This is a genomic window from Thermobispora bispora DSM 43833, assembly GCF_000092645.1.
Taxonomy (GTDB): domain Bacteria; phylum Actinomycetota; class Actinomycetes; order Streptosporangiales; family Streptosporangiaceae; genus Thermobispora; species Thermobispora bispora.
In genome coordinates, this window is sequence record NC_014165.1 from 839693 (window position 1) to 862510 (window position 22818).

General features: G+C 73.8%; 18 protein-coding genes and 1 pseudogene. 15 read left to right on the plus strand and 4 right to left on the minus strand.

The window, feature by feature from the left end:
* The first annotated feature begins 2 nt into the window (after positions 1–2).
* On the plus strand, positions 3–2996 hold the full coding sequence (locus TBIS_RS03770; protein ID WP_013131010.1) for a glycosyltransferase family 2 protein: 2994 nt from the start codon (positions 3–5) through the stop codon (positions 2994–2996).
* Positions 2993–4462 carry a DUF5719 family protein gene (locus tag TBIS_RS03775; protein WP_013131011.1) on the plus strand — a complete coding sequence of 490 codons (1470 nt, stop codon included), beginning with the start codon at positions 2993–2995 and terminating at the stop codon, positions 4460–4462. Before TBIS_RS03770 ends, TBIS_RS03775 begins: the two co-directional genes overlap by 4 nt.
* Positions 4463–4567: 105 nt before the next feature.
* Here TBIS_RS03775 and TBIS_RS03780 read toward each other — a convergent pair whose 3' ends face one another.
* A complete protein-coding gene (locus TBIS_RS03780; RefSeq protein ID WP_013131012.1) occupies positions 4568–5029 on the minus strand; it encodes a metallopeptidase family protein in 462 nt (153 codons plus the stop codon).
* Positions 5030–5194: 165 nt separating this feature from the next.
* Here TBIS_RS03780 and TBIS_RS03785 point away from each other — a divergent pair, with 165 nt between their 5' ends.
* From TBIS_RS03785 to TBIS_RS20205, 7 genes and pseudogenes are all read left to right on the plus strand, one after another.
* Positions 5195–5566 carry a DUF3499 domain-containing protein gene (locus TBIS_RS03785; RefSeq protein ID WP_041431161.1) on the plus strand — a complete coding sequence of 124 codons (372 nt, stop codon included), beginning with the start codon at positions 5195–5197 and terminating at the stop codon, positions 5564–5566.
* A 96-nt stretch (positions 5567–5662) separates the two neighbouring features.
* Positions 5663–7018: a phosphomannomutase/phosphoglucomutase gene (locus tag TBIS_RS03790; protein WP_013131014.1), complete on the plus strand. Its 1356-nt coding sequence runs from the start codon at positions 5663–5665 to the stop codon at positions 7016–7018.
* A gap of 5 nt (positions 7019–7023) precedes the next feature.
* On the plus strand, positions 7024–7197 hold the full coding sequence (locus tag TBIS_RS18490; protein WP_013131015.1) for a Trm112 family protein: 174 nt from the start codon (positions 7024–7026) through the stop codon (positions 7195–7197).
* Complete coding sequence (locus TBIS_RS03795; protein WP_013131016.1) at positions 7194–8327, plus strand: SIS domain-containing protein; 1134 nt, start codon at positions 7194–7196, stop codon at positions 8325–8327. Before TBIS_RS18490 ends, TBIS_RS03795 begins: the two co-directional genes overlap by 4 nt.
* Positions 8328–8358: 31 nt before the next feature.
* The gene (locus tag TBIS_RS03800) at positions 8359–9318 is read left to right on the plus strand and encodes a cation diffusion facilitator family transporter (protein ID WP_013131017.1); all 960 of its coding nucleotides are present in this window, start codon (positions 8359–8361) and stop codon (positions 9316–9318) included.
* A gap of 12 nt (positions 9319–9330) precedes the next feature.
* Positions 9331–10182 (plus strand): DUF4429 domain-containing protein, encoded by an 852-nt coding sequence (locus tag TBIS_RS03805; protein ID WP_013131018.1) that lies wholly within the window; start codon positions 9331–9333, stop codon positions 10180–10182.
* 329 nt (positions 10183–10511) lie between these two features.
* A pseudogene (locus TBIS_RS20205) lies at positions 10512–10751 on the plus strand (Ig-like domain-containing domain); the annotation flags it as partial.
* 141 nt (positions 10752–10892) lie between these two features.
* Here TBIS_RS20205 and TBIS_RS03810 read toward each other — a convergent pair.
* Positions 10893–11225: a MerR family transcriptional regulator gene (locus TBIS_RS03810; RefSeq protein ID WP_013131019.1), complete on the minus strand. Its 333-nt coding sequence runs from the start codon at positions 11223–11225 to the stop codon at positions 10893–10895.
* 155 nt (positions 11226–11380) lie between these two features.
* On the opposite strand from TBIS_RS03810, the gene ahcY reads away from it, so the two are divergent.
* Both ahcY and TBIS_RS03820 read left to right on the plus strand, forming a co-directional pair.
* Positions 11381–12808 (plus strand): adenosylhomocysteinase, encoded by a 1428-nt coding sequence (ahcY, locus tag TBIS_RS03815; RefSeq protein ID WP_013131020.1) that lies wholly within the window; start codon positions 11381–11383, stop codon positions 12806–12808.
* A 70-nt stretch (positions 12809–12878) separates the two neighbouring features.
* Positions 12879–14141: an adenosylhomocysteinase gene (locus tag TBIS_RS03820; RefSeq protein ID WP_013131021.1), complete on the plus strand. Its 1263-nt coding sequence runs from the start codon at positions 12879–12881 to the stop codon at positions 14139–14141.
* Between the two features lie 253 nt (positions 14142–14394).
* On the opposite strand, the gene TBIS_RS03825 is transcribed toward TBIS_RS03820, so the two are convergent.
* Positions 14395–16893: a HelD family protein gene (locus tag TBIS_RS03825; protein ID WP_013131022.1), complete on the minus strand. Its 2499-nt coding sequence runs from the start codon at positions 16891–16893 to the stop codon at positions 14395–14397.
* 1106 nt (positions 16894–17999) lie between these two features.
* On the opposite strand from TBIS_RS03825, the gene TBIS_RS03830 reads away from it, so the two are divergent.
* The 3 genes from TBIS_RS03830 to TBIS_RS03840 are packed head-to-tail and all read left to right on the plus strand — an operon-like array spanning position 18000 to position 20722.
* Positions 18000–18635, plus strand: a complete 636-nt coding sequence (locus tag TBIS_RS03830) for a GOLPH3/VPS74 family protein (RefSeq protein WP_013131023.1) — start codon at positions 18000–18002, stop codon at positions 18633–18635.
* 24 nt (positions 18636–18659) lie between these two features.
* Positions 18660–20132, plus strand: coding sequence for an APC family permease (locus TBIS_RS03835; protein WP_013131024.1), 1473 nt, complete (start codon positions 18660–18662; stop codon positions 20130–20132).
* Positions 20129–20722: a GNAT family N-acetyltransferase gene (locus tag TBIS_RS03840; protein WP_013131025.1), complete on the plus strand. Its 594-nt coding sequence runs from the start codon at positions 20129–20131 to the stop codon at positions 20720–20722. The genes TBIS_RS03835 and TBIS_RS03840 overlap by 4 nt, the downstream gene beginning before the upstream one ends.
* Before the next feature lie 32 nt (positions 20723–20754).
* Here the strand turns inward: TBIS_RS03840 and TBIS_RS03845 are convergent, their stop codons facing one another.
* Positions 20755–21927 (minus strand): glycerophosphoryl diester phosphodiesterase membrane domain-containing protein, encoded by a 1173-nt coding sequence (locus TBIS_RS03845; RefSeq protein ID WP_013131026.1) that lies wholly within the window; start codon positions 21925–21927, stop codon positions 20755–20757.
* Positions 21928–22131: 204 nt separating this feature from the next.
* On the opposite strand from TBIS_RS03845, the gene mtrA reads away from it, so the two are divergent.
* Entirely contained in the window at positions 22132–22809 is a 678-nt protein-coding gene (mtrA, locus tag TBIS_RS03850; RefSeq protein WP_013131027.1) for an MtrAB system response regulator MtrA, read from the plus strand.
* Positions 22810–22818: the final 9 nt, after the last annotated feature.

The window sequence follows — 22818 nt, forward strand, 5'->3', positions numbered from 1 at the left end:
ACGTGCACTCGGTCACCGCGATCGTCGTCGCTCACGACGGCGCCCGTTGGCTCACTGAGACGTTGACGGCGCTCCGGCGCCAGGTCCGGCCGCCGGATCGCGTCGCCGGGGTCGACAACGGCAGCACCGACGGCAGTGGCCGGTTGCTGGCCGAGGCCCTCGGCCCCGGCAACGTGCTGACGCTCTCCCGGACCACCGGGTTCGGCGCGGCCGTGCACGAGGTGGTGCGCCGGCTTCCACCGGCCTCCGGCCAGGAGTGGCTCTGGCTGCTCCACGACGACTGCGCCCCGGACGAGTACGCGCTCCAGGAGCTGCTCCGGGCGGCGGACCGGGACCCTAAGGCCGCCATCCTCGGCCCGAAACTCCGCGACTGGGTCGACCGCCGGGTGCTGCTCGAGGTCGGCGTCACCATGAGCCGCTCGGGGCGGCGCGACACCGGCCTGGAACCCAAGGAGTACGACCAGGGCCAGCACGACGGCGTCCACGACGTCCTCGCCGTCTCCACGGCCGGCATGCTGATCCGCCGGGACGTGTGGGAGGAGCTGGGCGGGCTCGATCCCGCCCTGCCGCTCTTCCGCGACGACATCGACCTGTGCTGGCGCGCCCGGGCCGCCGGGTTCCGCGTGCTCAACGTCACCGCGGCCGTCGCCTGGCACGCCGAGGCCGCCACCCGGCGGCGCCGGCGGATCGCCATCACCGACGAGCACCCGCGCCGGCTCGACCGGCGCCACGCGCTCTTCGTGCTCATGGCGAACCTGCCCCGCGGGGCGTTCCTGCGCTCCATCGTGCGGAACGTCACCGGGGCGGTGTTCCGGGCCGTGCTGTTCATGCTCGCCAAGCAACCGGCGCACGCGCTCGACGAGCTCGCCGCGATCGGCTCGGTCCTCGGCCGCCCCGGGCGGCTGCTCCGGGCCCGGCGGGCGCGGCGGCGGCACCGGGCCCGCGGCCACCCGCCGGTCGAGCGGCTGCTCACCCCGCCGGGGGAGGCGTTCCGGCGCCTCGCCGACACCGTGCAGAACTTCCTCGCCGGCGGCGGGCCGGTGGAGACCGCCGGGCGGCACCACGCCACCCCGGCCGACCGCGAGCAGAGCGAGGGCGAGGAGCTGCTCACCGACACCGGGCTGATCCAGCGCGTCTTCACCAACCCCGGCGTCCTGCTCTTCCTCGCGCTCACCGCGGTCACCCTCGCGGCCGAGCGCGCGCTGCTCATCGGCGGCCTGCTCGGCGGCGGCGCCCTGGTCCCGGTGACCGGGGGCGCCTCCGACCTGTGGCGCCTCTACACCGAGAGCCACCACACGACCGGGCTCGGCTCGGACACCTGGGCCCCGCCGTACGTGGCGGTGCTCGCCGCGGCCGCCACGCTCTGCCTCGGCAAGCCGTGGCTCGCGGTGAACCTGCTCCTGCTCGGGTGCGTGCCGCTCGCCGGGCTGTCCGCCTACGCCGCGACCAAGGCGATCGTCCCGTACCGGCCGGCTCGGGTCTGGCTCGCCGCCACCTACGCGCTGCTGCCGGTCGCGACCGGCGCCGTGGCGAGCGGGCGGCTCGGCACCGCGGTCGTCCTCGTGCTCCTCCCGGTCTACGCCGCGCTCGCCACCCGGGTGGTCGCCGGTTCCCGCCGGGCCGCGTGGGGGTTCGGCCTGCTCCTCGCGGTCGGCACGGCCTTCGTGCCGCTGGTCTACGTGCTCGTGGCGGTCCTCGGCGTGCTCGCGGCCGTCTCCTTCGTCGGCCTGCGGCGGGGCGCCGGCCGCTCGCTCCTGATCGGCCTCGGCACCCCGGTCGTGCTGCTCCTCCCGTGGCTCGTGGAGGTCGCCAAGGACCCGGGCCGCCTGCTCCTCGAGGCCGGCCTGCACGACGTCCCCCTCGCCGATCCGCGCCTCACCCCCGAGTCGCTCCTGCTGCTGAGCCCCGGCGGGCCCGGTGTGCCGCCGGTCTGGGTCACCGCCGGCCTGGTCGCCGTCGCCCTCGGCGCGCTGCTCCTCCGCAGGCAGCGGATGGTCACCGCGATCGGCTGGGGGGTCATGCTCTTCGGCGTGCTCGTCGCCACGGTGGTCAGCCGGGTGCCGGTCGGCGTGGGGGACGGCCAGAGCGTGGCCGCCTGGCCGGGCGTGCCGCTGGCCTTCGCCGCGACCGGCCTGCTCATGGCGGCCGCGCACCAGGCGCCGCGGCTCGCCGAGTTCCGGGCGGCCGGCGGGTGGCGGCGGGCCGCCGCCGGGGCCATCGCGGTGGCCGCCTTCGCCACCCCGGTCGCCGCGGCCGCCGTGTGGGTGGCACAGGGCGCCGACGGCCCGCTCAAGCGCGGCGTGCCCGACCCCATGCCGGTGCTCGCCGCGGTCGGCTCGCCGAACGGCGAGGGCACGCTCGTGCTCCGGATGACGGACGGCGTGGTCCGCCACACGGTGCTCCGCGGCCGGGCGCCGCTGATCGGCGAGTCCGAGCTCAAGCCCGCCGAGGACGCCCGGCGGAGGCTCGGCGAGGCGGTCGCCGGGCTCGCCTCCGGCCGGGGCGGCGGCTACCTGCAGACCCTCGCCTCCTTCGGCATCCGGTTCGTCGCGGCCCCCGGCCCGGTCGACCCGGCCCTCACCCGGGCGCTCGACTCCGAACCCGGGCTGGTCCGGATGAGCCTCTCCCCGGCCGGCGGGCTGTGGCGGATGGCCGAGCCGGTGACCGTCCCCCGTCCGCCCGAGGGGGCGGACACCCTGCACCGGATCTGGCTGTGGGCCCAGGCCGGGCTGCTCGCGCTCGTGCTCATCCTCGCCTCGCCCGGCCGGAAGGCCGAGCCGGAGGACGAGTACGGCGAGCCGGAGCCGGACGCCCGCGCCGCCACGGCGCGGCCCCCGGCGCGGGACCGGTCGGAACCGGTGCGGGAGGACCGGGACGGGCCGGTGCCGGACCGGGCGGGACCGCCGCGGCGGTACGCGCACCCGCCGCGGGCGCGGGCGCACCCGGTGCGGGCGCCGGGGGAGTGGGTGCCGGATGACCGCGAGGTGCGCGCATGAAGGCTCTGATCGAGAACCGTTTCGGCCTGCTCTGCCTCGTGCTGGTCGCGCTCGCCGCGGTGTACGGCGTCGCCCACGTCACCCGGCCGGCGCCTCCGTCCCAGGCGGCCGCGCGGGCCGTACGGGCGCCGGTGCAGGCGGTCTCCGCGGTCTGCCCGGACCCCGGAGGCGGTCGGCTCAGCGTGATCACCCCGTCCGGTGGCCGGGAGGCCGGGAAGGCCGTGCTCACCCCGGTGCGGGCGGCCCGGGAGGACGGCGGGAGCCGCGGGAAGCGCGCGGCCGGGACGCTCGCCACCGTCGAGCGGCCGGGCGTGCTGTGGCAGCGCACCGTGCCCGCGGCCCTCGGCCCGGTCGCCGTCGCCGCCACCGGCTCCATGGCGCCCGGGCTGGAGACCGCCCAGACCACGCGGGAGACGAGCGGGCCGCAGCGCGGGCTCGCCGGGGTGCGCTGCACCGAGCCCGGCTCCGAGGCGTGGTTCATCGGCCCCGGCCCGGCGGCGGCGAACGTCCTGCTCTACCTCGCCAACATCGACTCGGCGCCCGCCCACGTCGTCCTGTCGATCTACTCCGGCGAGGGGCCGGTGCTCAGCGACCGGGACAGCAGCCTGATCCTCCAGCCGGGCCGGCACCGAGCCATCCGGCTCCGCGACCTGGCGCCGACCCCGCTCATCATGGCCCTGCGGGTGAGCACGACCAGCGGCCGGGTCGCCGCCGCGGTGAAGGCCGTGTTCCCGAACGGGCAGGGCGTGGACTGGCTGCCGGCCGCGGCCCCGCCGTCCACCCGGGTGGTCGTCCCCGGGATCCCGAGCACCGCGGGCCAGCGCGAGCTCTACGTGGCGGCCCCGGGCGGGCAGAGCACCGTGGTCCGGGTGAAGGCGGTGCTCAAGGACGGCTCCTACGCGCTGCGGAACAAGGAGTCCCTCGAGGTCCCGGCCGAGTCGGCCGCGACCCTCGACCTTACCACGGGCATCGGCGGGCAGGCGGCCGCGCTCGTGCTCGAGTCCGAGACGCCGATCGTCGCGGGCATGAAGATCACCGGGATCGGCGGGGCCGGCCAGGACGTGGCCTTCACCGCGGGCGCCACGCCCATCGACATCGGGAGCGTCGTCGCCGACGGCCGGGCGAGCAGCGCCCAGAGCGCGCGCCTGGTGCTCTCGGCCCCCTTCCGGGGGGCGACGGTGACGGTCCGGCTGGTGCCGAAGGAGGGACCGGCGCCGCGGCCGATCACCGTGCGGATCCCGGCCGCCCGGACCACCGAGGTCGACCTGGTCCCGCCCGCCGGGCTCAAGACCGGGTTCAGCGTCGTGGTCCAGCCGCAGCGCGGCTCCGGCCCGGTCTACGGGGGCCGGGTCCTCCAGGAGCCGGACCCGCAGGGTCTGATGATCACCGTGCAGCCGCTGGCCGTGGCGCGGACCTCGGTGCTCGTCCCGCCCGCGGTGGACTCGCCGAGCGTGGTGGTGCGGTAGCCGTACCCGCGCGCGGTGGCCGTGCCCGCCCGGCCCGCGGGTGCCGGGCGACCCGGTGCGCGGCCGCGCCGGCCGTGGCGCGGGCCCGCCGCGCCCGCAGAACGCTCAGTGCCGTTCGTCGTAGCCGGGGTCGATCGTCTCGGGCGCGAGGCCGAGGAGGTTGGCCACCTGCTCGACGACGACGTCGAAGACCAGGGCGCTGAGCTGCTCGTGGTCGCGGGCCCTGATCTCCAGCGGCCGCCGGTAGACGATCACGGTCGCCGGCTGCGTGGCGCTCGCCGGCTCCGCCCTGCCGAACGGGACCGGGTCGGACGACAGCCGCGCCGGGCCGTCGACCAGCTCGCTCGGCGGCGGGACCTCCTCCACGGCGAACTCGACGGACGCGAGCTGCCGGCCCCACCGGGGCCTGAGCCGGTCCACGGCGTCGAGCACCAGGTCGTCGAAGCGCTCCGCCCGTGACTTGGCGATCGGGATGTGGGAGGGCGCCAGAGGACCGCGCAGACCCCGGCCGTGCCGGTCGCGCCGGCGCAGCCGCCCGGGCCTGGGTCTTCTGCTCCGATCGCTCACGAGGCCAGCTTAGAGCGTGCCACGCCCGGATGGAGGATCCCGCGCTTGTGTCCTGCTTCGCGATCAGCGTTGAGAAACGTAGGAGATGGCCGCATTGTGGCGACACGCTCGATAAGAGGGCCGGGGGTGGTGGCAATACGCGCGCAGACGGGATACGTTCCCACCGTGAGCCCCGTCCGCAGCTGTTCACGAACCGCCTGTAGGCAGCCTGCCGTATTCACACTCACGTATGTCTACGCCGACTCCACCGCGGTGCTCGGCCCACTGGCGACGTACGTCGAACCGCACTGCTACGACCTGTGCGCCGAGCACGCGGAGCGACTCACAGCGCCGAAGGGCTGGGAGGTGGTCCGCCTCCCGGCGGGTCCCTCCACGCCCAGCGGGGACGACCTGGAGGCCCTGGCGAACGCGGTGCGCGAGGCCGCGCGACCGGCACGGCCCCCGGCCGAGCCGGTGGGCGAGGCGATCGAGGTCGGCCGGCGCCGCCACCTGCGCGTGCTCAAGTCGGTGCCGCAACCCCACGGGCGCGATCGCTGACCCGACCCGCCCTCGGTGGTTCCCGAGCCTCCGCGAGGCGAGCCACCGAGGGCCTATAGGCTCGTGTGCGAAGGCACATGACCGTTAGGGGCTGCAGTGGCCGACCTCACCAAGATCTTCAAGGCATACGACGTGCGCGGCGTCGTGCCGGACGAGCTGAACGAGGAGATCGCAGAGGCCGTCGGCGCGGCGTTCGTCGAAGTGATCGGCGCGAAGTCGGTGGTGATGGCGCATGACATGCGGGTCTCATCCGCCCCGCTCGCCCGCGCGTTCGCCCGCGGGGCGGCATCCCGCGGCGCCGAGGTGATCAACGCGGGCCTCGGCTCCACCGACCTGCTGTACTACGCCAGCGGCAGCCTCGGCCTGCCCGGTGTGATGTTCACGGCGAGCCACAACCCGGCCCGGTACAACGGCATGAAGATGTGCCGCGCCGGAGCGGCTCCCATCGGCACCGACACCGGTCTGCTCGAGATCCGTGACCGGGCCGCCCGGCTCCTGGAGACCGGCATCGGGGGCACCCCCGGCGCCGGCCGGGTGGTCGAGCGCGACCTGCTCGAGGGGTACGCCGCCCACCTGAAGACCCTGGTCGACCTCTCGGGCATCCGGCGGCTCAAGGTCGTCGTCGACGCGGGCAACGGCATGGCCGGCTACACCGTCCCCGCGGTCTTCAAGGGCCTGCCGATCGACCTGGTCCCGCTCTACTTCGAGCTCGACGGGACGTTCCCCAACCACGAGGCCAACCCGATCGAGCCGGAGAACCTGCGCGACCTGCAGAAGGCCGTCATCGAGCACGGCGCCGACATCGGGCTCGCCTTCGACGGCGACGCCGACCGGTGCTGGGTGATCGACGAGCGGGGCGAGTCGGTCTCGCCGTCCACGATCACCGCGCTCGTGGCGGTGCGGGAGCTCGCCCGGCACCCGGGCGCCACGATCATCCACAACCTGATCACGTCGAAGAGCGTCCCCGAGATCATCGCCGAGCACGGCGGCGTCCCGGTGCGCTCGCGGGTCGGCCACTCGTTCATCAAGGCGGAGATGGCCCGCACCGGTGCGGTGTTCGGGGGCGAGCACTCCGCCCACTACTACTTCCGGGACTTCTGGTACGCCGATTCCGGCATGCTGGCCGCGCTGCACGTGCTCGCCGCGCTCGGCGAGCAGGACCGCCCGCTGTCCGAGCTGCTGGCGCGGTACACGCGGTACGTCGCCTCGGGCGAGATCAACAGCCGGGTGGCCGATCAGGCGGCCGCGCTCGCCAAGGTGCGCGCCGCCTTCGAGGGCCGCGAGGGCGTCACCTTCGACGAGCTCGACGGCCTCACCGTGAACGGGCCCGGCTGGTGGTTCAACCTGCGGCCGTCCAACACCGAGCCGTTGCTCCGGCTCAACGCCGAGGCGGCCGACGAGCGGACGATGGCCGCCGTGCGGGATGAAGTGCTCGCTGTGGTAAGGAGCTGAGAAGGTTGAAGATCGACGACTGGCTGCTGGACATCCTGGTCTGCCCGGCATGCAAGTCCCCGCTCCGCGCGGCCACCGACGCCGATGAGCTGGCCTGCACCTCGGAGACGTGCGGGCTGATCTACCCGGTGCGGGACGACATCCCCGTGCTCCTCGTCGACGAGGCGCGCCGGGCATGAGCGGCGCCGCCGGGGCGCCCGAGGACCGGTTCGACCCGGATCGGCTCGACGACCCGTCCTTCCTGGAGGAGTGCGACTCCTCGGGGGCGTTGCGGACGGTCGCCTCGTCGGCGGCACAGGTGCGCGTGGCGTTCCGGGCGGCCCTCGAGGCCGGCGTGCCGCGGATCGCCGAGTACGGCAGGCCCCGCGCGATCGTGGTCGCCGGGATGGGGGTCGCGGGGGTCGCCGGCGAGGCGCTGGAGGCGGTGTGCGGGCGCGGCTGCCCGGTGCCGATCCTCACCGTCCGCCGGCACCTGCTCCCCGGCTGGGTGGGCGCGGCCGACCTGGTCGCGGTGACCGCCGGATCCGCCCGGTCCGAGGAGGCGCTCGCCGTGGCCGCCGACGCGGTCCGGCGCGGCTGCGTGCTCCTCGGGGTGGGGCCCGAGGACTCCCCGCTCCGGGAGGCGGTGGCCCGCGCCGGCGGGCCGTACGTGGCGGTCGCGCAGGGGCACCGGCCGACGCTGTGGGAGCTGGCCGTCCCGCTGATCGTCGCCGCGGGGGCGTTGCGCATCGCCGAGATGGGCGAGGCCGTGGCCGAGGCGGTGGCCGCGCGCCTGGAGGACATCGCGTTCCGGTGCCGGCCGTCGAGCGAGTCGTTCCTCAACCCCGGCAAGTCGTTCGCCATGGAGCTCGCGGACCGGCTGCCCCTGCTCTGGGGGTGCTCGCCGCTCGCCCGGGTGGCGGCCCGCTCGCTGGCCTGCCGGCTGCACCGGTGCGCGGGCTACCCGGCGCTGGTGGGCGAGATCCTCGAGGCCGGGCACGAGCAGATCGGCCTGTTCAACGGCCCCTTCGGCGCGCAGCCGATCGACGCCGACCCGTTCGGCGAGGAGGGCGGCCCGCCGCGCCCGCGGCTGTTCCTGTTCCGCGACACCGAGGAGCACCCGCTGGTCGCCGAGCGGCGGGAGGCGGTGGCCCGGCTCGCCGAGGACCGCGGCGTGCCGGTGTCCGAGATCTCCGCCGAGGGCGCTCACCCGCTGGAGCGGCTCGCCTCCCTGATTGGTTTGAGCGACTATGCCGGGGTTTACCTCGCCCTGGGCTATGGCCGGGATCCTTCCCGGATCGCCGCGCTCGCGGAGCTCGGAGCGCACTAGGATCGGCTTGGCCGATCCTTGAGGAGTCCGCGTGAGTGCGAGTGGTGGTACCAAGGCGATCATCGCCGCCCTGCTGGCGAACTTGGCGATCGCGGCCGGGAAGTTCGTGGCGTTCCTCGCCACCGGGTCCTCCTCCATGCTCGCCGAGTCCGCCCACTCGGTAGCGGACTCCGGTAACCAGGCGCTCCTGATCGTGGGCCAGAAGCGGGCCCAGCGCCGGAGGACCCGGGAGCACCCGTTCGGGTACGGCCGGGAGCGATACTTCTACGCCTTCGTGGTGGCGGTGGTGCTCTTCACCATCGGCGCCCTCTTCTCGCTCTACGAGGGCTGGCACAAGATCACGGATCCGCATCCGGTCGAGTCGCCGCAGTGGGCGCTCGGCGTGCTCGTCTTCGCCGTGGCGGCCGAGGCGTTCTCGTTCCGGACCGCGATGCGGGAGACCCGCGAGGTGAAGGGCGACCACTCCTGGTTCTCCTTCATCCGCCGGGCCAAGGCCCCGGAGCTCCCCGTGGTGCTCCTGGAGGACCTGGGCGCGCTGCTCGGCCTCGTCATCGCCCTGGTCTGCGTGACCATCGCCGCGATCACCGGCAACGGCGTCTGGGACGGGGTGGGCAGCCTCGTGATCGGCCTCCTGCTCGCGGTCATCGCGGTGGTGCTCGCCATCGAGACCAAGTCCCTGCTGATCGGGGAGAGCGCCGCCCCGGAGATCGAGGAGCGGATCATCCGGGCGCTCGAGGAGACCCCCGAGATCGACAGGGTCATCCACCTGCGCACCCTGCACCTCGGCCCCGAGGAGCTGCTGGTCGCCGCCAAGATCGCGGTGCACCACGACGACACCGCGGCGGAGATCGCCAAGGGGATCAACGCCGCGGAGGAGCGCATCCGCGCGACCGTGCCGATCGCGAGGGTCATCTACGTCGAGCCCGACCTGTACCCCGCCGCGACCACGCCGGAGCCCGGCGCCGCCCACGAGGACCAGCGGCGGGCGTAGCGGGAGGGCGGCATGGCCGAGATCTCCGTCCCGGACGGTTCGTGGAGCTTCGACGGGGACGTGCTGCGGATCGTCCCCGGCGGCGGCGCGCACGAGGTGCGCCGGGCGGTCGGCGGGCTGGAGATCCCTCTGGCGGCGATCGCCGGCGCGGCGTTCGAGCCTGCGCGCAAGGGCGGCCACCTGCGGGTCTGGCTGCGCCGGGGCGCGGACCCGCTGACCGACGTCGCACGTGGCGGGCTGACCGGCGCCGCCGACCCCTACCGGCTGGCGGTCCCTCGGGAGAGCACCGGGGTCGCCGAGTACCTCGCGGACGAGATCCGCGACATGCTCCGGCTGGCGCAGGTGCCGGCCGGGCCCTGCGACGAGTTCCTTCTCCCCGGACCGGACGTGCCGATCACCGCGTCGGCGGGCGACGGCACCGTGACCTTCGACGGCGATGTGATCCGCATCGAGTGGAACTCGTTCGCCAGGACCGCCAAGCGGGCGGTCGGGCCCCAGGAGTTCTCGCTCTCCGAGCTCACCGGGGTGGTGTGGACCCCGATGACCGGGCTCGGGTACGGCAGCCTCCGCTTCCGGGTCCGGAGTGCCAGGGCCACCGCGGCGCCGGAGGAGGACCCGCACTGCGTCGCCTGGGGGATCCAGCGCTACGGCGGCACCACGGTGCTCGTCGCCGCCGCGGTCTACGCCCGGCTGCGCGGCCGTACGGCGCCGCCGGCATTGCCCGAGGGGACGGGCGGCGGGAAGGAGGACCTGGTGACCCGGCTCGTCCGGCTCGCCGAGCTCCACCGGTCGGGCGCGCTCACCGATGAGGAGTTCCAGATGGCCAAGCGGCTGGTCCTCCGGGAGGCCGCAGAGGAGGCCTGAGCCGAGCGATTGTGCCGCGACGGTACGGACGGCGAGGGCCGTCCGCTCCAGCCGCCGCCCTCCGGCGACGCCGAACCGGCCCGTGAGGTCCTAGTCTCCTTCGAAGCCGATGAGGCTCCCGGGGGCCGGCCGGCGTACGCCGAAGCGCTCGCCATGCGGACCGATCCCCGCCGGGCCGCAGCCCCGCCGATCACGCCCGAGCAGGCCGAGGAGCTCGAGGGCGCTCCCGCGGCCGGGTATGAGATCGGCCCCGAGCACCTGGAGGCGCTCCCGGGAGAGCCCACGGACGTGACCCCGGATCCGGAGGAGCTTCCGACGACACGGCCCCGCCGGCGGTCGTGGACACTCGGCCGGGGCGGGACGCCACCGGCGTCCCGACCGGCACCCGGATATCCGTGACCTTCAGCGAACCCATATGGGAGCCCGAGATGACGCTGAAGGACCAGGCGGGCACCCCCGTCCCCGGGAAGGCGTACCTCGGCGAGGAGCGAACGGTCCTGTTCTCCGAGCGGAGCCGGGACCTCGCGGCGGGATGCCGGTACACGGTCGAGGCGACCGGCGGGTACGACGAGGAAGGCAACGGGGGCTGGAGACCCTTACGTGTGGTCGTTCACGACCCGGGTCCGGATGAGGGCTCCGGTCGCCGTGACCGCGGTTCCGTGGCGCGGCGCGGGGCGGCGACCGTTCGACGGCACGTTCACGCCCGGGGATCACCCTGCCCCGAGCAGGCGCATGGCCTTCTCCTTCTCGAAGTCGAGCGCCCGCCGCGGGGCGGGGATCCGGCCGAGCCGTACCCCGAGATCCCGTACGGCCTGGCCGACCGCGGGATCGGCGAGCGTGCGGAGGGCGAACGCGAGCTCCGCGGGGGAGACGCCGAACCGGCGCTCCAGCTCCATGGCCTGGCGGACCGCGGCCAGCTCCTCCTCGCCGTACCGCCGGTGCGTTCCCCGGCCGCGCGTCGCCGGCAGCAGCCCGAGCGACTCCCGGTAGCGGAGCATGCGGGGCGAGACCCCGAGCCGCCTGGCCGCCTCCGTGATCCGCATCGATCCCTCCACCGAAGAGGCCGGACCTACGGAATATCCGGCCATCTGCCGGTGAAATTAACAAATCCCTGTCAGATTCGTCCATCGCGGCATGCGTCCCGCCGGCCGGGAAGCCTAGACTCGCACGGGACGGACAACGGAGGGATTGGGAACCGATGGACTTCAAGGTCGCCGACCTGTCCCTTGCGGAATTCGGCCGCAAGGAGATCCGCCTAGCCGAGCACGAGATGCCGGGCCTCATGGCGACCCGTAGGGAGTACGCGGCGGCGAAGCCGCTCAAGGGCGCCAAGATCGCGGGCTCGCTGCACATGACCGTGCAGACCGCCGTGCTCATCGAGACGCTGGTCGAGCTCGGCGCCGAGGTCCGCTGGGCGAGCTGCAACATCTTCTCCACGCAGGACCACGCCGCCGCCGCGGTCGTGGTCGGGCCGAACGGCACCCCGGACAACCCCCAGGGCGTCCCGGTCTTCGCCTGGAAGGGCGAGACGCTCGAGGAGTACTGGTGGTGCATCGAGCAGATCTTCCGGTGGCCGGACGGCTCCGGCCCCAACATGATCCTCGACGACGGCGGTGACGCCACCCTCTTCGTGCACAAGGCCGTGGAGTTCGAGCGGGCCGGCGCCGTACCGCAGCCGAGCGAGGACGACTCCGAGGAGTGGAAGATCGTCCTCGACACGCTCCGCCGGTGCGTCGGCAAGGACATCCGCTGGTCCGAGCTCGCCCGGCAGATCAAGGGCGTCACCGAGGAGACCACGACCGGGGTCCACCGGCTCTACGAGCTGGAGAAGAGCGGCCGGCTGCTCTTCCCGGCGATCAACGTCAACGACTCGGTGACCAAGTCGAAGTTCGACAACAAGTACGGCTGCCGCCACTCGGTGATCGACGGCCTCAACCGGGCCACCGACGTGCTGATCGGCGGGAAGGTCGCCGTGGTCTGCGGCTACGGCGACGTGGGCAAGGGCTGCGCCCAGGCGCTGCGCGGCCAGGGCGCCCGCGTGATCGTCACCGAGATCGACCCGATCTGCGCGCTCCAGGCGGCGATGGACGGCTTCCAGGTCACCACCGTCGAAGACGTGGTGGAGACCGCCGACATCTTCATCACCGCCACCGGGTGCTGCGGCGTCATCACCGCCGAGCACATGGCCCGGATGAAGCACCAGGCGATCGTCGCGAACATCGGGCACTTCGACAACGAGATCGACATGGCGGGCCTGGCCCGGATCCCCGGCATCAAGAAGCAGGAGATCAAGCCCCAGGTCCACGAGTGGATCTTCCCCGACGGGCACTCGGTGATCGTGCTCGCCGAGGGCCGGCTGATGAACCTGGGCTGCGCCACCGGCCACCCGTCGTTCGTGATGTCGAACTCGTTCACCAACCAGGTGATCGCCCAGATCGAGCTGTTCACCAAGACCGAGGACTACCCGATCGGGGTGTACCGGCTGCCGAAGATCCTCGACGAGAAGGTCGCCCGGCTGCACCTCGACGCGCTCGGCGTCAAGCTGACCAAGCTCACCAAGGAGCAGGCCGAGTACATCGGTGTCGATGTCGAGGGGCCGTACAAGCCCGAGCACTACCGCTACTGAGCGGCCCGGGGCGGCGGGACCACTCCCGCCGCCACCGGTGCGCTCGGACGAGTCGAGCCGGAGGGCAGGGGTGGGCACGGCGGAACCGGTCACGCCGGTGGGGCAGGCCGCTGAGGGAGAGCTCCGGATCGGGTGGGCCGCCCGGTCGATGCCGGTGCTCGCCGGCATAGCGGAGCGGTTCGCCCGGGAGCGGCCGCTCGACGGGCTGCGCATCGCCGCGTGCCTGCACGTCACGGCCGAGACCGCGGTGCTGCTCCAGGTGCTGCGGGAGGGCGGGGCCGAGATCGCGCTCGCCGCGTCCAACCCGCTCTCCACCCAGGACGACGTGGCCGCGGCGCTCCGGGAGCGGGGCATCGCGGTCCACGCCCGGGCCGGGGCGGACCTGCAGACCTACTACCGGCACATCCACCAGGCGCTCGACATCGCCCCGCACCTCGTGCTCGACGACGGCTGCGACCTGGTCAACGTCCTCCACACCGAGCGGGTCGAGCTGCTCGGCGACGTCGTCGGCGGGTGCGAGGAGACCACCACGGGGATCATCCGGCTCCGGCAGATGGCCGCCGAGGGCGCGCTGCGCTTCCCCGTGGTCGCGGTGAACGACACCCGGACCAAGCGCATGGTCGACAACCGGTACGGCACCGGCCAGTCCACGCTCGACGGGATCATCCGGGCCACGAACCTGCTGCTCGCCGGCCGGGTCGTCGTGGTCGCGGGGTTCGGGTTCTGCGGCCGGGGCGTGGCCGACCGGGCGAGGGGCCTCGGGGCGAGGGTCATCGTCACCGAGGTCGACCCGGTGAAGGCGCTCGAGGCGGCCCTCCAGGGGTACCAGGTCGAGCCGATGAGCCGGGCGGCCGAGCTCGGCGACGTGTTCATCACGGTGACCGGCAACCGGGACGTCATCCGGGCCGAGCACTTCGCGGTCATGAAGGACGGCGCGGTCCTCGCCAACGCCGGCCACTTCGACGTGGAGATCGACGTGCGCGCGCTCCGGGAGCTGGCGAGCGCGGTGCGCCACGGCGTCCGCCCCAACACCGACGAGTACGTGCTGCCGGACGGCAGGCGGCTGCTGCTCCTCGCCGAGGGCCGGGTGGTGAACCTGACGGCGGCGGAGGGGCATCCGGCCGCCGTCATGGACATCTCGTTCTCGGCCCATGCGCTCGCCGCGGCCTGGCTGGTCACCGAGGGGCGCGGGCTTCCCCCGGGCGTGCACGACCTGCCGTCCGCCATCGACGCGGAGATCGCGCGGCTCGAGCTCGCCGCCGCCGGGGTCACGATCGACACGCTCACTCCCGACCAGGAGCGGTATCTGCGCTCCTGGCGGCTCGGCTCCTAGCTCCCGGGCCCGGCGGGGCCGCGCGCGGAGCCGTACGGCCCGCGGCCCGGCCTGCGCCGGACCGCCGTCCCGGGCGCGCCCGTCACGGCGAGGCGACGGCCGGCGTATGGCACGGCGGCCCGCCGGGGCGGCGGCCCGCCCGGCGGGCTGGGCGGGCCGCCCGGCGAGCGGGGCCGCCCGGGTCCCTGACGCGGGTCACCCCGGCCGTGCCGTACGGCGGGGCGGTGGCTCCGATCCGGGGGAGCCGTGGCGGTCACCCGAGCTCGCCGGGGATGGCGGCGGCGATCGCCGCGGGCGGCGGGCCGGGGTGGACGACGCCGAGGCGCCGGGTGGCGCGGGTCATGGCGACGTACAGGTCGTTGCGCCCGCGCGGCCCGGCGGCGAGGATCGCGGCCGGGTCGGCGATGAGGACCGAGTCGAACTCCAGCCCCTTGGCCTGGCGCACGCCGAGCACCACCACCGGGCGCTCCAGATCCGGGACGGCGCCGTAGGAGGCCTCCGGGACGACCGCGGCGATCGCCTCGCCGAGCTCGTCCCGCCGGGCGTCCGGGACGATCACCGCGAGCCGCCCCTCGCCCAGCGACGCGAGCTCCCGGGCGGCGCACTCGGCGAGCACCCGCGGCAGCTCCTCCGGCGTGGTGCGCAGCCGCCACGGGGGCACGCCCGTCTCCCGCACCGAGCGGGGCGCCTCGGGCTCCGGCTCCCCGGCCGGGGCGGTGGCCGCCAGCGCCCGGGTCGCGGCCGTCATGATCTCGGCGGGGGTGCGGTAGTTGACGGTGAGCCGGGCGAGCCGCCAGCGGTCGCCCACGTGTGGCCGCAGCACCCGGTCCCAGGAGGTGGTGCCCGCGGGGTCGCCGGTCTGCGCCACGTCGCCGACGATGGTCATCGACCGGCCGGGACAGCGCCGCATGATCATGCGCCAGGCCATCTCGGAGAGCTCCTGCGCCTCGTCGACGACCACGTGCCCGAACGCCCAGGACCGGTCACCGGCGGCGCGCTCGGCGAGGGTGCGGTGGTCGGCCGCCCCGTGCCGTTCGGCGAGCCGCCGGGCGTCGATGACGTCGGTCGCGATGAGGATCTCGCCCTCCTCGCCCTCCTCCAGGTCGCTGGAGCGGGAGCCGACGAGGATGTCGAGCACGCCCTGCGCGTAGGCGATCTGCTCGGCCCGTTCGATCTCCTCGGGTGTGGGGCCGGTCCGGGGGGCCTCGCCGAGCAGCTCGGCCGCCTCGTCCAGCAGCGGCACGTCGGCCGTGCTCCAGCCGCCGCCGGGCGGGCGCTCCAGCAGCTTCCGCTCCTGTTCGCTGAGCATGGGCGCGGCGGTGGCGAGCCGGCCGGGGTCGGCGAACAGGTCCGTCAGCAGCCGCTGCGGGGTCAGGATGGGCCACAGCTCGTCCAGCGCGGCCCGCACGCCCGGGTCGGCTTGCAGTTCCTTGCGGAGCTCGGCCAGGTCGGCCTCGTCGAGCATGGTCTCCCGGCCGCCCTGGGTGAGCGGGCCGGGGCCGGCTTCGAGCAGCTCCGCGGGGTACCCGGCCGCGAGCAGGGCGCGCCGGTCGGCCTCGGTGAGCCCACCGCCCGGGTCACCGCCGTCGAGCGGCCGGCCCTCCTCGTCGAGCGCGACGGCCTCGAGCCGCTCGGCGGCCTGCCGGGCGAGCAGGTCGAGGATCTCGCGCCGGAAGATCCGCCCGGCCTCGTTGTGGGTGGCCCGGCCGGCGCGGGCCCGCTCGGCGGCGCGCAGGCAGTCCCGCTCCGTAAGCCGCAGGGTGCCGGGCCCGTACGGGATCTCGACGTCCCCGCGGGACGGCGCCTGGCGGTCCCGTACCGCGGCGGCGATCACCTCGGCCATCACGGCCCGGCCCTTGATCTCGGCGGTCTCCGGCGGCTCGGGCCGGTCGGCGACCACCCCCGGGAACATCTCGCCGACCGTGGTGAGCAGCACGTTCGTCTCGCCGAGGCCGGGCAGCACCTGGCCGATGTAGCGGAGGAAGGCGGGGTTGGGGCCGACGACGAGCACGCCCCGGGAGGCGAGGTGCCGGTGCGTGTAGAGCAGGTACGCGGCGCGGTGCAGCGCCACGGCGGTCTTGCCGGTGCCGGGACCGCCCTGCACGACGAGCACGCCGCGGTGGTCGGAGCGGATGATCTCGTCCTGTTCGGCCTGGATGGTCTCGACGATGTCCTGCATCCGGCCGGTCCGGGCGGCGTTCACCGCGGCGAGCAGCGCGGCCTCGCCGACGAGCCCGTCCTCCGCGCCGGCCGCTTCCCGGTCGAGGAGCTCGTCGTCGAGGGCGGCGACGCGGCGGCCGCGCAGGGTGATGTGGCGGCGCCGCCGCACCCTCTCGGGGGCGGCCGCGGTGGCGAGGTAGAAGGGGCGGGCGGCCGGGGCGCGCCAGTCGAGCAGCAGCGGCTCGCCGTCCCCGGCGTCGTCGTCCGCGGAGATGCCGATGCGCCCGATGTAGCGGCGGCGGCCGTCGCGCATGTCGAGGCGGCCGAAGCAGAGGCGGTTCTCGGCGGCGTCGAGCCGTGCCACCCGGTCGGCGTACCGGGCGACCGCGGACTCCCGCTCGATGAGCGCCTGCTCGGTGCCGCCGTGCTCGCGGAGCACCGTGGCCAGCCGCTGGGCGGCCTCCTCCCGCAGCTCGTCGAGGCGGCGGTAGAGCATGTCGACGTAGGCCTGCTCGCGCGCGATCTCGCTGTTGGCCAATTGCCGCTCCTCTGATACGATATAATTAAAGGTGTTCGTGTGCCTGCAGGTCATGCAGGTGTCCATGGTACTGCCTTCCGGCATGCGCGTGCGCGCCTTCGCGTCCTGATCCATACACCGCGGCCGCCGGCAGCAGCTCAGCGCGGTCACCGCGCCGTCACCGTGCCACCCCGCTATCCCATGGCCGTGCGTCCATGGGGATGCCGCGTCGCCGAAGCCGTGATCCCGCCCTCGCGCCCGCGCCGCTCGCCGGCCGTCACCGCTCATCGCCTGATCGTCGCCGAGGCGGCCTGCCGGATCCCGCCTTCGCTGACCCCTTGGCGCCGCCGCGGCCGGGGTGGTCGCCGCGATCAGCGCGCTCGGCCCATCCCGTCCACGGGGCAGGCGATTCTCCGATCGTGCCCGGCGCGTCCCGGCCCGTGGAGGAGGCGTGGGGAGGCCGGCCCGGGGTCGGTGCGGGTCGTGCGGGTCAACCGGGGTGGCGGCGCGCGGCCGCCATCCTGCGGCACCCCACGTCCCGGCCCTCGCGGCCCCATGAGCGTACGGCCACGGTCCCGCCGGAGGCCCACGGCCTGATCCTCGCGGCCCCATGGGCGTGCGGCCGCGGCCCCGCCGGAAGCCCGAGGCCCGCCCGGGGACCGCGGCGCGTGGACGGCCCGCGCACGTCAACCTTGGCATTTCTCGACGTATGCATATCGGCGGACATTTGTCACATTGAGTGGGGCCGGCACGGTGCCGCGATTATCGCCGCGCCCCTTTTTGAGTTTCGGCGGAACCCAAAATCCGCGGACCGGGTGTGGCGGATGCGATCCGGCGCGGAAACCGCCCGGCATCCGGGGCGCCAGCATTAGAGGATCGTTCCTGCAGTGCGCCGGGCCACAGGAATCCGTCCGCCGGCCGCCGGAAGACCGGCCGGCGAGCCCGCCCTCAGCCGCGTTGCGGCGCATCATCCCAGGTGAGCGCGGGTGAGATGGTGCGGCCGCCTGCGAGCCATGCCATGCCGTACCGGTAGGAAAACGTGTTAGTAAACCGGTTGGCCGGCGGATAGTCAACCTTCGCCGGATAAGTTATTCAGACCTGTTACGTAAAGCCATGAATTACCAATGACTTTCCCCTCATCCCTTTTTAAGCCGATCAATTGGGGTATACGATTGACGTACGTGGCTGAGGTCGATCATCGTGACACCCGTTTGGCCGACGACCTGTATTTCGTCGTGCATCACGACCGGACCGGTCGGATGCGGCTCCATCCACGGCTGATCGACCTCGGGCTAGCCGCCGCCATCCTGGGTGAGCTCATGCTCGCCGGGCGGATCACCGTCCAGGAGGCCTCCGGGCAGCCGCGGGTCGTCCCGGTCGATCCGGAGGCGACGGGGGACGCGGTCACTCAGCGGGCGCTCGACCACATCGTCGCCGAACCGTTCCATCCCTTCCGGGTCTGGCTGGAGTTCCTCGCCAAGACCGCCCGGCGCGACGTGGCGGACCGGATGGCCGCCGCCGGGCTGCTCCACCCGCCGGGACGGGGCCTGCGGCGCCGATGGGTGCCGGTCGACCCGGACGTGGCCGTGATCCCCACCGGCCGGCTCAACCTGGCGATCCAGTACCAGGAGCCGATGAGCACCCAGGAGAGCGTTCTCCTCGGACTGGTCGTCGCGACCGGGGCGGCGAAGGTCGTGCTGTGGGACCCGGGCTCCGGGCACATCCGCGCCACGATCGCCTCACTTCCCCCGCCGTACCGGGAGCTGATCGCCCAGACCACGGCCGCTGTCGGCGGCGCCGTGCTCAGCCGCCGATAGCCAACCCCCTCCCCAGGAGAAGCAATGTCCCTCACGGAGCAACGACAGAGCGTCGTCACCGCGGCGCTCGCCAAGGACGCGCTCGGCGTGCCGTCGGTGGTGTTCTTCGTCATCTCCGCGGCCGCCCCGCTCATGGTGAGCGCCGGAGTGGTCACCACCGCGTACGCCGCGACCGGGGTGCTCGCGGTGCCCCTCGCCTTCATCGTGCTGGGCGCCGTCCTCGGGATCTTCTCGGTCGGCTACGTCACGATGGCCCGCTACACGGTCAACGCCGGGGCCTTCTACGCGTACACCTCGCAGGGCATCGGCAAGCCGGTGGGCGTGGCGACCGCGTGGATCGCACTGATCGCCTACAGCGTCCTCCAGGTCGGCCTGTACGGCGTGATCGGCCCGGCCCTGGAGCCGCTGCTGACCGAGTGGTTCGGCGTGGCCCCGCCCTGGTGGGCCATCGCGCTCGTCGGCTGGGCGCTCACCGCCATCCTCGGCCTCATGCGGGTCGACGTGAACGGGCGCGTCCTGGCGGTGCTGCTCGTCGCGGAGATCACCATCGTGGTCGTCTACGGCATCGCCAACCTGTTCGCGCCGGCGCCCACCGGCCTCAACCTCGACGTGTTCAACCCGGCGAACTTCTTCGTCCCCGGCGTCGGCGCGCTGATCGCGCTCTGCGGCGCGGCGTTCTCGGGCTTCGAGGCGTCGGTGGTCTTCTCGGAGGAGTCCAAGGATCCGAAGCGCACCGTGCCGATGGCGACCTACGTCGCGCTCGGCATCATGACCGCCCTCTACACGCTCTCCGCGTGGCTGATGACCGTGCCCGTGGGCAAGGACAAGATCATCGACGCGGCGCGCGACCAGAGCACCGAGCTGCTGTTCGGCCTCGCCGGCCAGAACATCGGGTCCTTCGCCGCGACCATCGGCTCGGTCCTCTTCGTGACCAGCATCTTCGCCGCGATGATCGCCTTCCACAACACGCTCGCCCGCTACGTGTTCGCGCTCGGGCGGGAGAACGTGCTCCCGGCGTTCTTCGGCCGTACCTCGCCGACCGGGTCGCCGGCCGCCGGCTCGCTCGCCCAGAGCGCCAGCGGCCTCGCGGTGATCGTCATCTACGCGGTCTTCGGCCTCGACCCGCTCACCCAGCTCTTCTTCGTGGCCGGCGCCTTCGGCGGACTCGGCATCCTCCTGCTGCTCCTGGGCACGTCGATCGCCGTGCTCTTCTTCTTCGCGAAGCGCACGGATCTCAACGAGACCGCCTGGCGGACCCGGATCGCCCCGGCCATCGCCACCGTGCTGCTCCTGACCGTCCTCGCGGTCGCCATGGCCAACTTCGACGTCGTGCTCGGCGTCTCCCCGGACTCGCCGCTCCGCTGGGTGCTGCCGGGCGTCTACGTCGCCGCCGCCGTGCTCGGCGTGGTGTGGGGGCTGGTGCTCCGCGCCAGGCGCCCCGAGGTCTACGTGAACATCGGCCTCGGCCCGGAGGCCGACCTGAGGAGGAGGCCATGACCGAGATCATCCGGGTTCAGCCCGGCGGCACGGCGGCCGAGGACGTCGCCAAGATCATCGCCACGGCCTTCCACGAGCTGGAGATGTCCGCCTGGCTCGTCCCGTCGGACGAGGAGCGGCGCCGGGTGATGCCGCCCTACTTCGCGCTGTTCACCGAGCACGCCCTCGCCCACGGGGAGGTCTACGCCACGGCCGACATGTCGGCGGTGGCCGTCTGGCTGCCCTACGAGACCCCGCCACCGGAGATCCCCGACATGGGCCCCCGGCTGGCGGCGGTGGCCGGCCCGCACGCCGAGCGCTTCGACGCCCTGGGCGAGGCGATGGACAAGCACCATCCCACCGATCCCCACCACTACCTGGCCTTCCTCGCCGTGCTCCCCGAGCGGCAGTGCCAAGGGCTGGGCAGCAAGCTGCTCGACCACTACCACGCCCGGCTCGACGCGGCGGGGAAGCCGGCCTACCTGGAGGCGAGCAGCCAGCGCAGCCGGCGGCTCTATTTGCGCCACGGCTACCGGGACCACGGCGAACCGCTGAACATCCCCGGCGGCGCGCCGCCGATGTTCCCGATGTGGCGCCCGCCCGCCTCCTGAGCGGACCCGCGGCCGGTGGGGCGTGGACCGGGCTAGCCCCGGCCTGCTCCGCCGGCCGGGCCGGTCCGCCACAGGTCGTCGACCGTCGCCGGCACCCAGCCCAGCCGCTCGTTCTGCTCGGCCGCCGTCCGGAGCGCGGTGTCGAACCCCTCGGCCCGCATCCTCCGGTCGGTGTAGAGCACGCCGGTCACCCCCGCCTGGAGCGCGTAGGTGATCGCGGTGCTCACGGCCGCACCGACGAAGCTCACCGCCGTGCCGATCCCCTCGATCGCCTCGAACGGCCGGAACAGCACGAGCACGACCGAGCCGAGCAGCCCGGCGATCAGGTTGGTGAGCACGACGATGCCGAGCACCCGCCACGACCCGCCCTGCACCAGCCGCCACGAGCGGCGCAGGGCACCGGTCACCCCGAGCCCTTCCAGGGCGAGGGCCGGTGCGGTGACCGCCAGCCTCGCCACGAGGAACAGCACGTAGGCGAGGTAGGCGAGGCCGAGCAGGAGGAGCAGCAGCGTCCCGGCGGCGACCTGCCCGGACGGCAGGCCCGACGAGCCGAGCAGGAGCGTGGCGCCCAGCAGCGCGCCGGCCGGCAGGACGAACAGCAGGAGCTCGACCACGGCCAGCCCGAGCAGCTCCGCGACCCGGGGACCGGTCGCCCGCCACGCCTCGCCGAGGCTCATCCGCCCGCCGAGGACCGACCGGCCGAGGACCGGGCTCAGCACCCCCGTGTAGACCGTTCCCCCGGCGAACGCGACCATGGCCGCGAGCAGCTGCCCGAGGAGGACGACGGAGAACCAGTTGAGCATGGTCCGCAGGCTCTCCGGGTCGGTCACCTCCGTGGGCAGGTTCCCGGGGACCTGGCGGACGAGGGCGTACTGCACCACGCCCGCGATGAAGGTGGTGATCGCGGCGATGATCGCCGCCGGCGCGAGCACCGCCTGCGGGTTGGCCCGGAGCAGGTTGACCACGCCCGCGTAGATCTCGGGGAGGACGAGCGGCCGCAGCGGGATGATGCCGGGCTGCGGCGCGAGCGGGCCGAAGCCGTACGGGGGGACTCCGCCCGGTGGCGGGCCGCCGTACGGGCCGGCCGGGCCGTAGGGGCCGTGGGGTCCGTACGGACCGGGGCCCGGGGGCGGGGATCCGTGGGCCCCGTGGTGCGGCCGCGGGGCGCCGGGCTCCTCGGGTACCTGGCCGGAGCTGTTGGTCATGCCCCCATGCTGGCATGCCGGTGCGCCCGGCACGCACCGTCGCCCGCGGAGAGCGGACGGGTCATCGCGGGCTTTTCTTAACGGCGCTTACACTCCATCCTTTGTCATGGTCGTGTGACACCCAAGGGCTAGTCACAGGTACGCTTCCGTCTTAACTGCGGCAAAACGCCCGGATCTTGCCCAGCGTGGATCGAATGAGGAGCCATGAAAGGACGCGTGCTGGTCGTCGATGACGACGCCGCTCTCGCCGAGATGCTCGGCATCGTCTTGCGCGGCGAGGGCTTCGAGCCGTCGTTCGTGTACGACGGTGACAAGGCGCTTGATGCGTTCCGTGAGATCCGACCGGACCTCGTCCTCCTTGATCTTATGCTCCCCGGAGCAGACGGCATCGACGTATGCCGCCGCATCCGCGCTGAGTCCGGCGTGCCGATCGTCATGCTGACCGCGAAGAGCGACACGGTCGACGTGGTCCTCGGCCTGGAGTCCGGCGCCGACGACTACATCATCAAGCCGTTCAAGCCCAAGGAGCTCATCGCGCGCATCCGGGCGAGGCTCCGCCGTACCGAGGAGCCGACCCCCGAGATCCTCCAGATCGGCGACATCACGATCGACGTGGCCGGCCACTCGGTGAAGCGGGGCGACCAGACGATCAACCTCACGCCGCTGGAGTTCGACCTGCTGGTCGCGCTGGCGCGCAAGCCGCGCCAGGTGTTCACCCGAGAGGTGCTGCTCGAGCAGGTCTGGGGTTACCGGCACGCCGCCGACACCCGGCTGGTCAACGTCCACGTCCAGCGGCTCCGCGCGAAGATCGAGAAGGACCCGGAGCACCCCGAGATCGTGGTGACGGTCCGGGGTGTCGGCTACAAGGCCGGCCCGGCGTAATCCTCTCGC

What these genes read in the sequence shown, in the direction of transcription:
- TBIS_RS03775 (WP_013131011.1), top strand. Translation starts at nt 2,993, where the DNA reads ATGAAGGCTCTGATCGAGAACCGTTTCGGCCTGCTCTGCCTCGTGCTG.
- TBIS_RS03795 (WP_013131016.1), top strand. Translation starts at nt 7,194, where the DNA reads ATGAGCGGCGCCGCCGGGGCGCCCGAGGACCGGTTCGACCCGGATCGG.
- TBIS_RS03805 (WP_013131018.1), top strand. Translation starts at nt 9,331, where the DNA reads ATGGCCGAGATCTCCGTCCCGGACGGTTCGTGGAGCTTCGACGGGGAC.
- TBIS_RS03810 (WP_013131019.1), bottom strand. Translation starts at nt 11,225, where the DNA reads ATGCGGATCACGGAGGCGGCCAGGCGGCTCGGGGTCTCGCCCCGCATG.
- ahcY (WP_013131020.1), top strand. Translation starts at nt 11,381, where the DNA reads ATGGACTTCAAGGTCGCCGACCTGTCCCTTGCGGAATTCGGCCGCAAG.
- TBIS_RS03825 (WP_013131022.1), bottom strand. Translation starts at nt 16,893, where the DNA reads ATGACCTGCAGGCACACGAACACCTTTAATTATATCGTATCAGAGGAG.
- TBIS_RS03835 (WP_013131024.1), top strand. Translation starts at nt 18,660, where the DNA reads ATGTCCCTCACGGAGCAACGACAGAGCGTCGTCACCGCGGCGCTCGCC.
- TBIS_RS03840 (WP_013131025.1), top strand. Translation starts at nt 20,129, where the DNA reads ATGACCGAGATCATCCGGGTTCAGCCCGGCGGCACGGCGGCCGAGGAC.
- TBIS_RS03845 (WP_013131026.1), bottom strand. Translation starts at nt 21,927, where the DNA reads ATGACCAACAGCTCCGGCCAGGTACCCGAGGAGCCCGGCGCCCCGCGG.
- mtrA (WP_013131027.1), top strand. Translation starts at nt 22,132, where the DNA reads ATGAAAGGACGCGTGCTGGTCGTCGATGACGACGCCGCTCTCGCCGAG.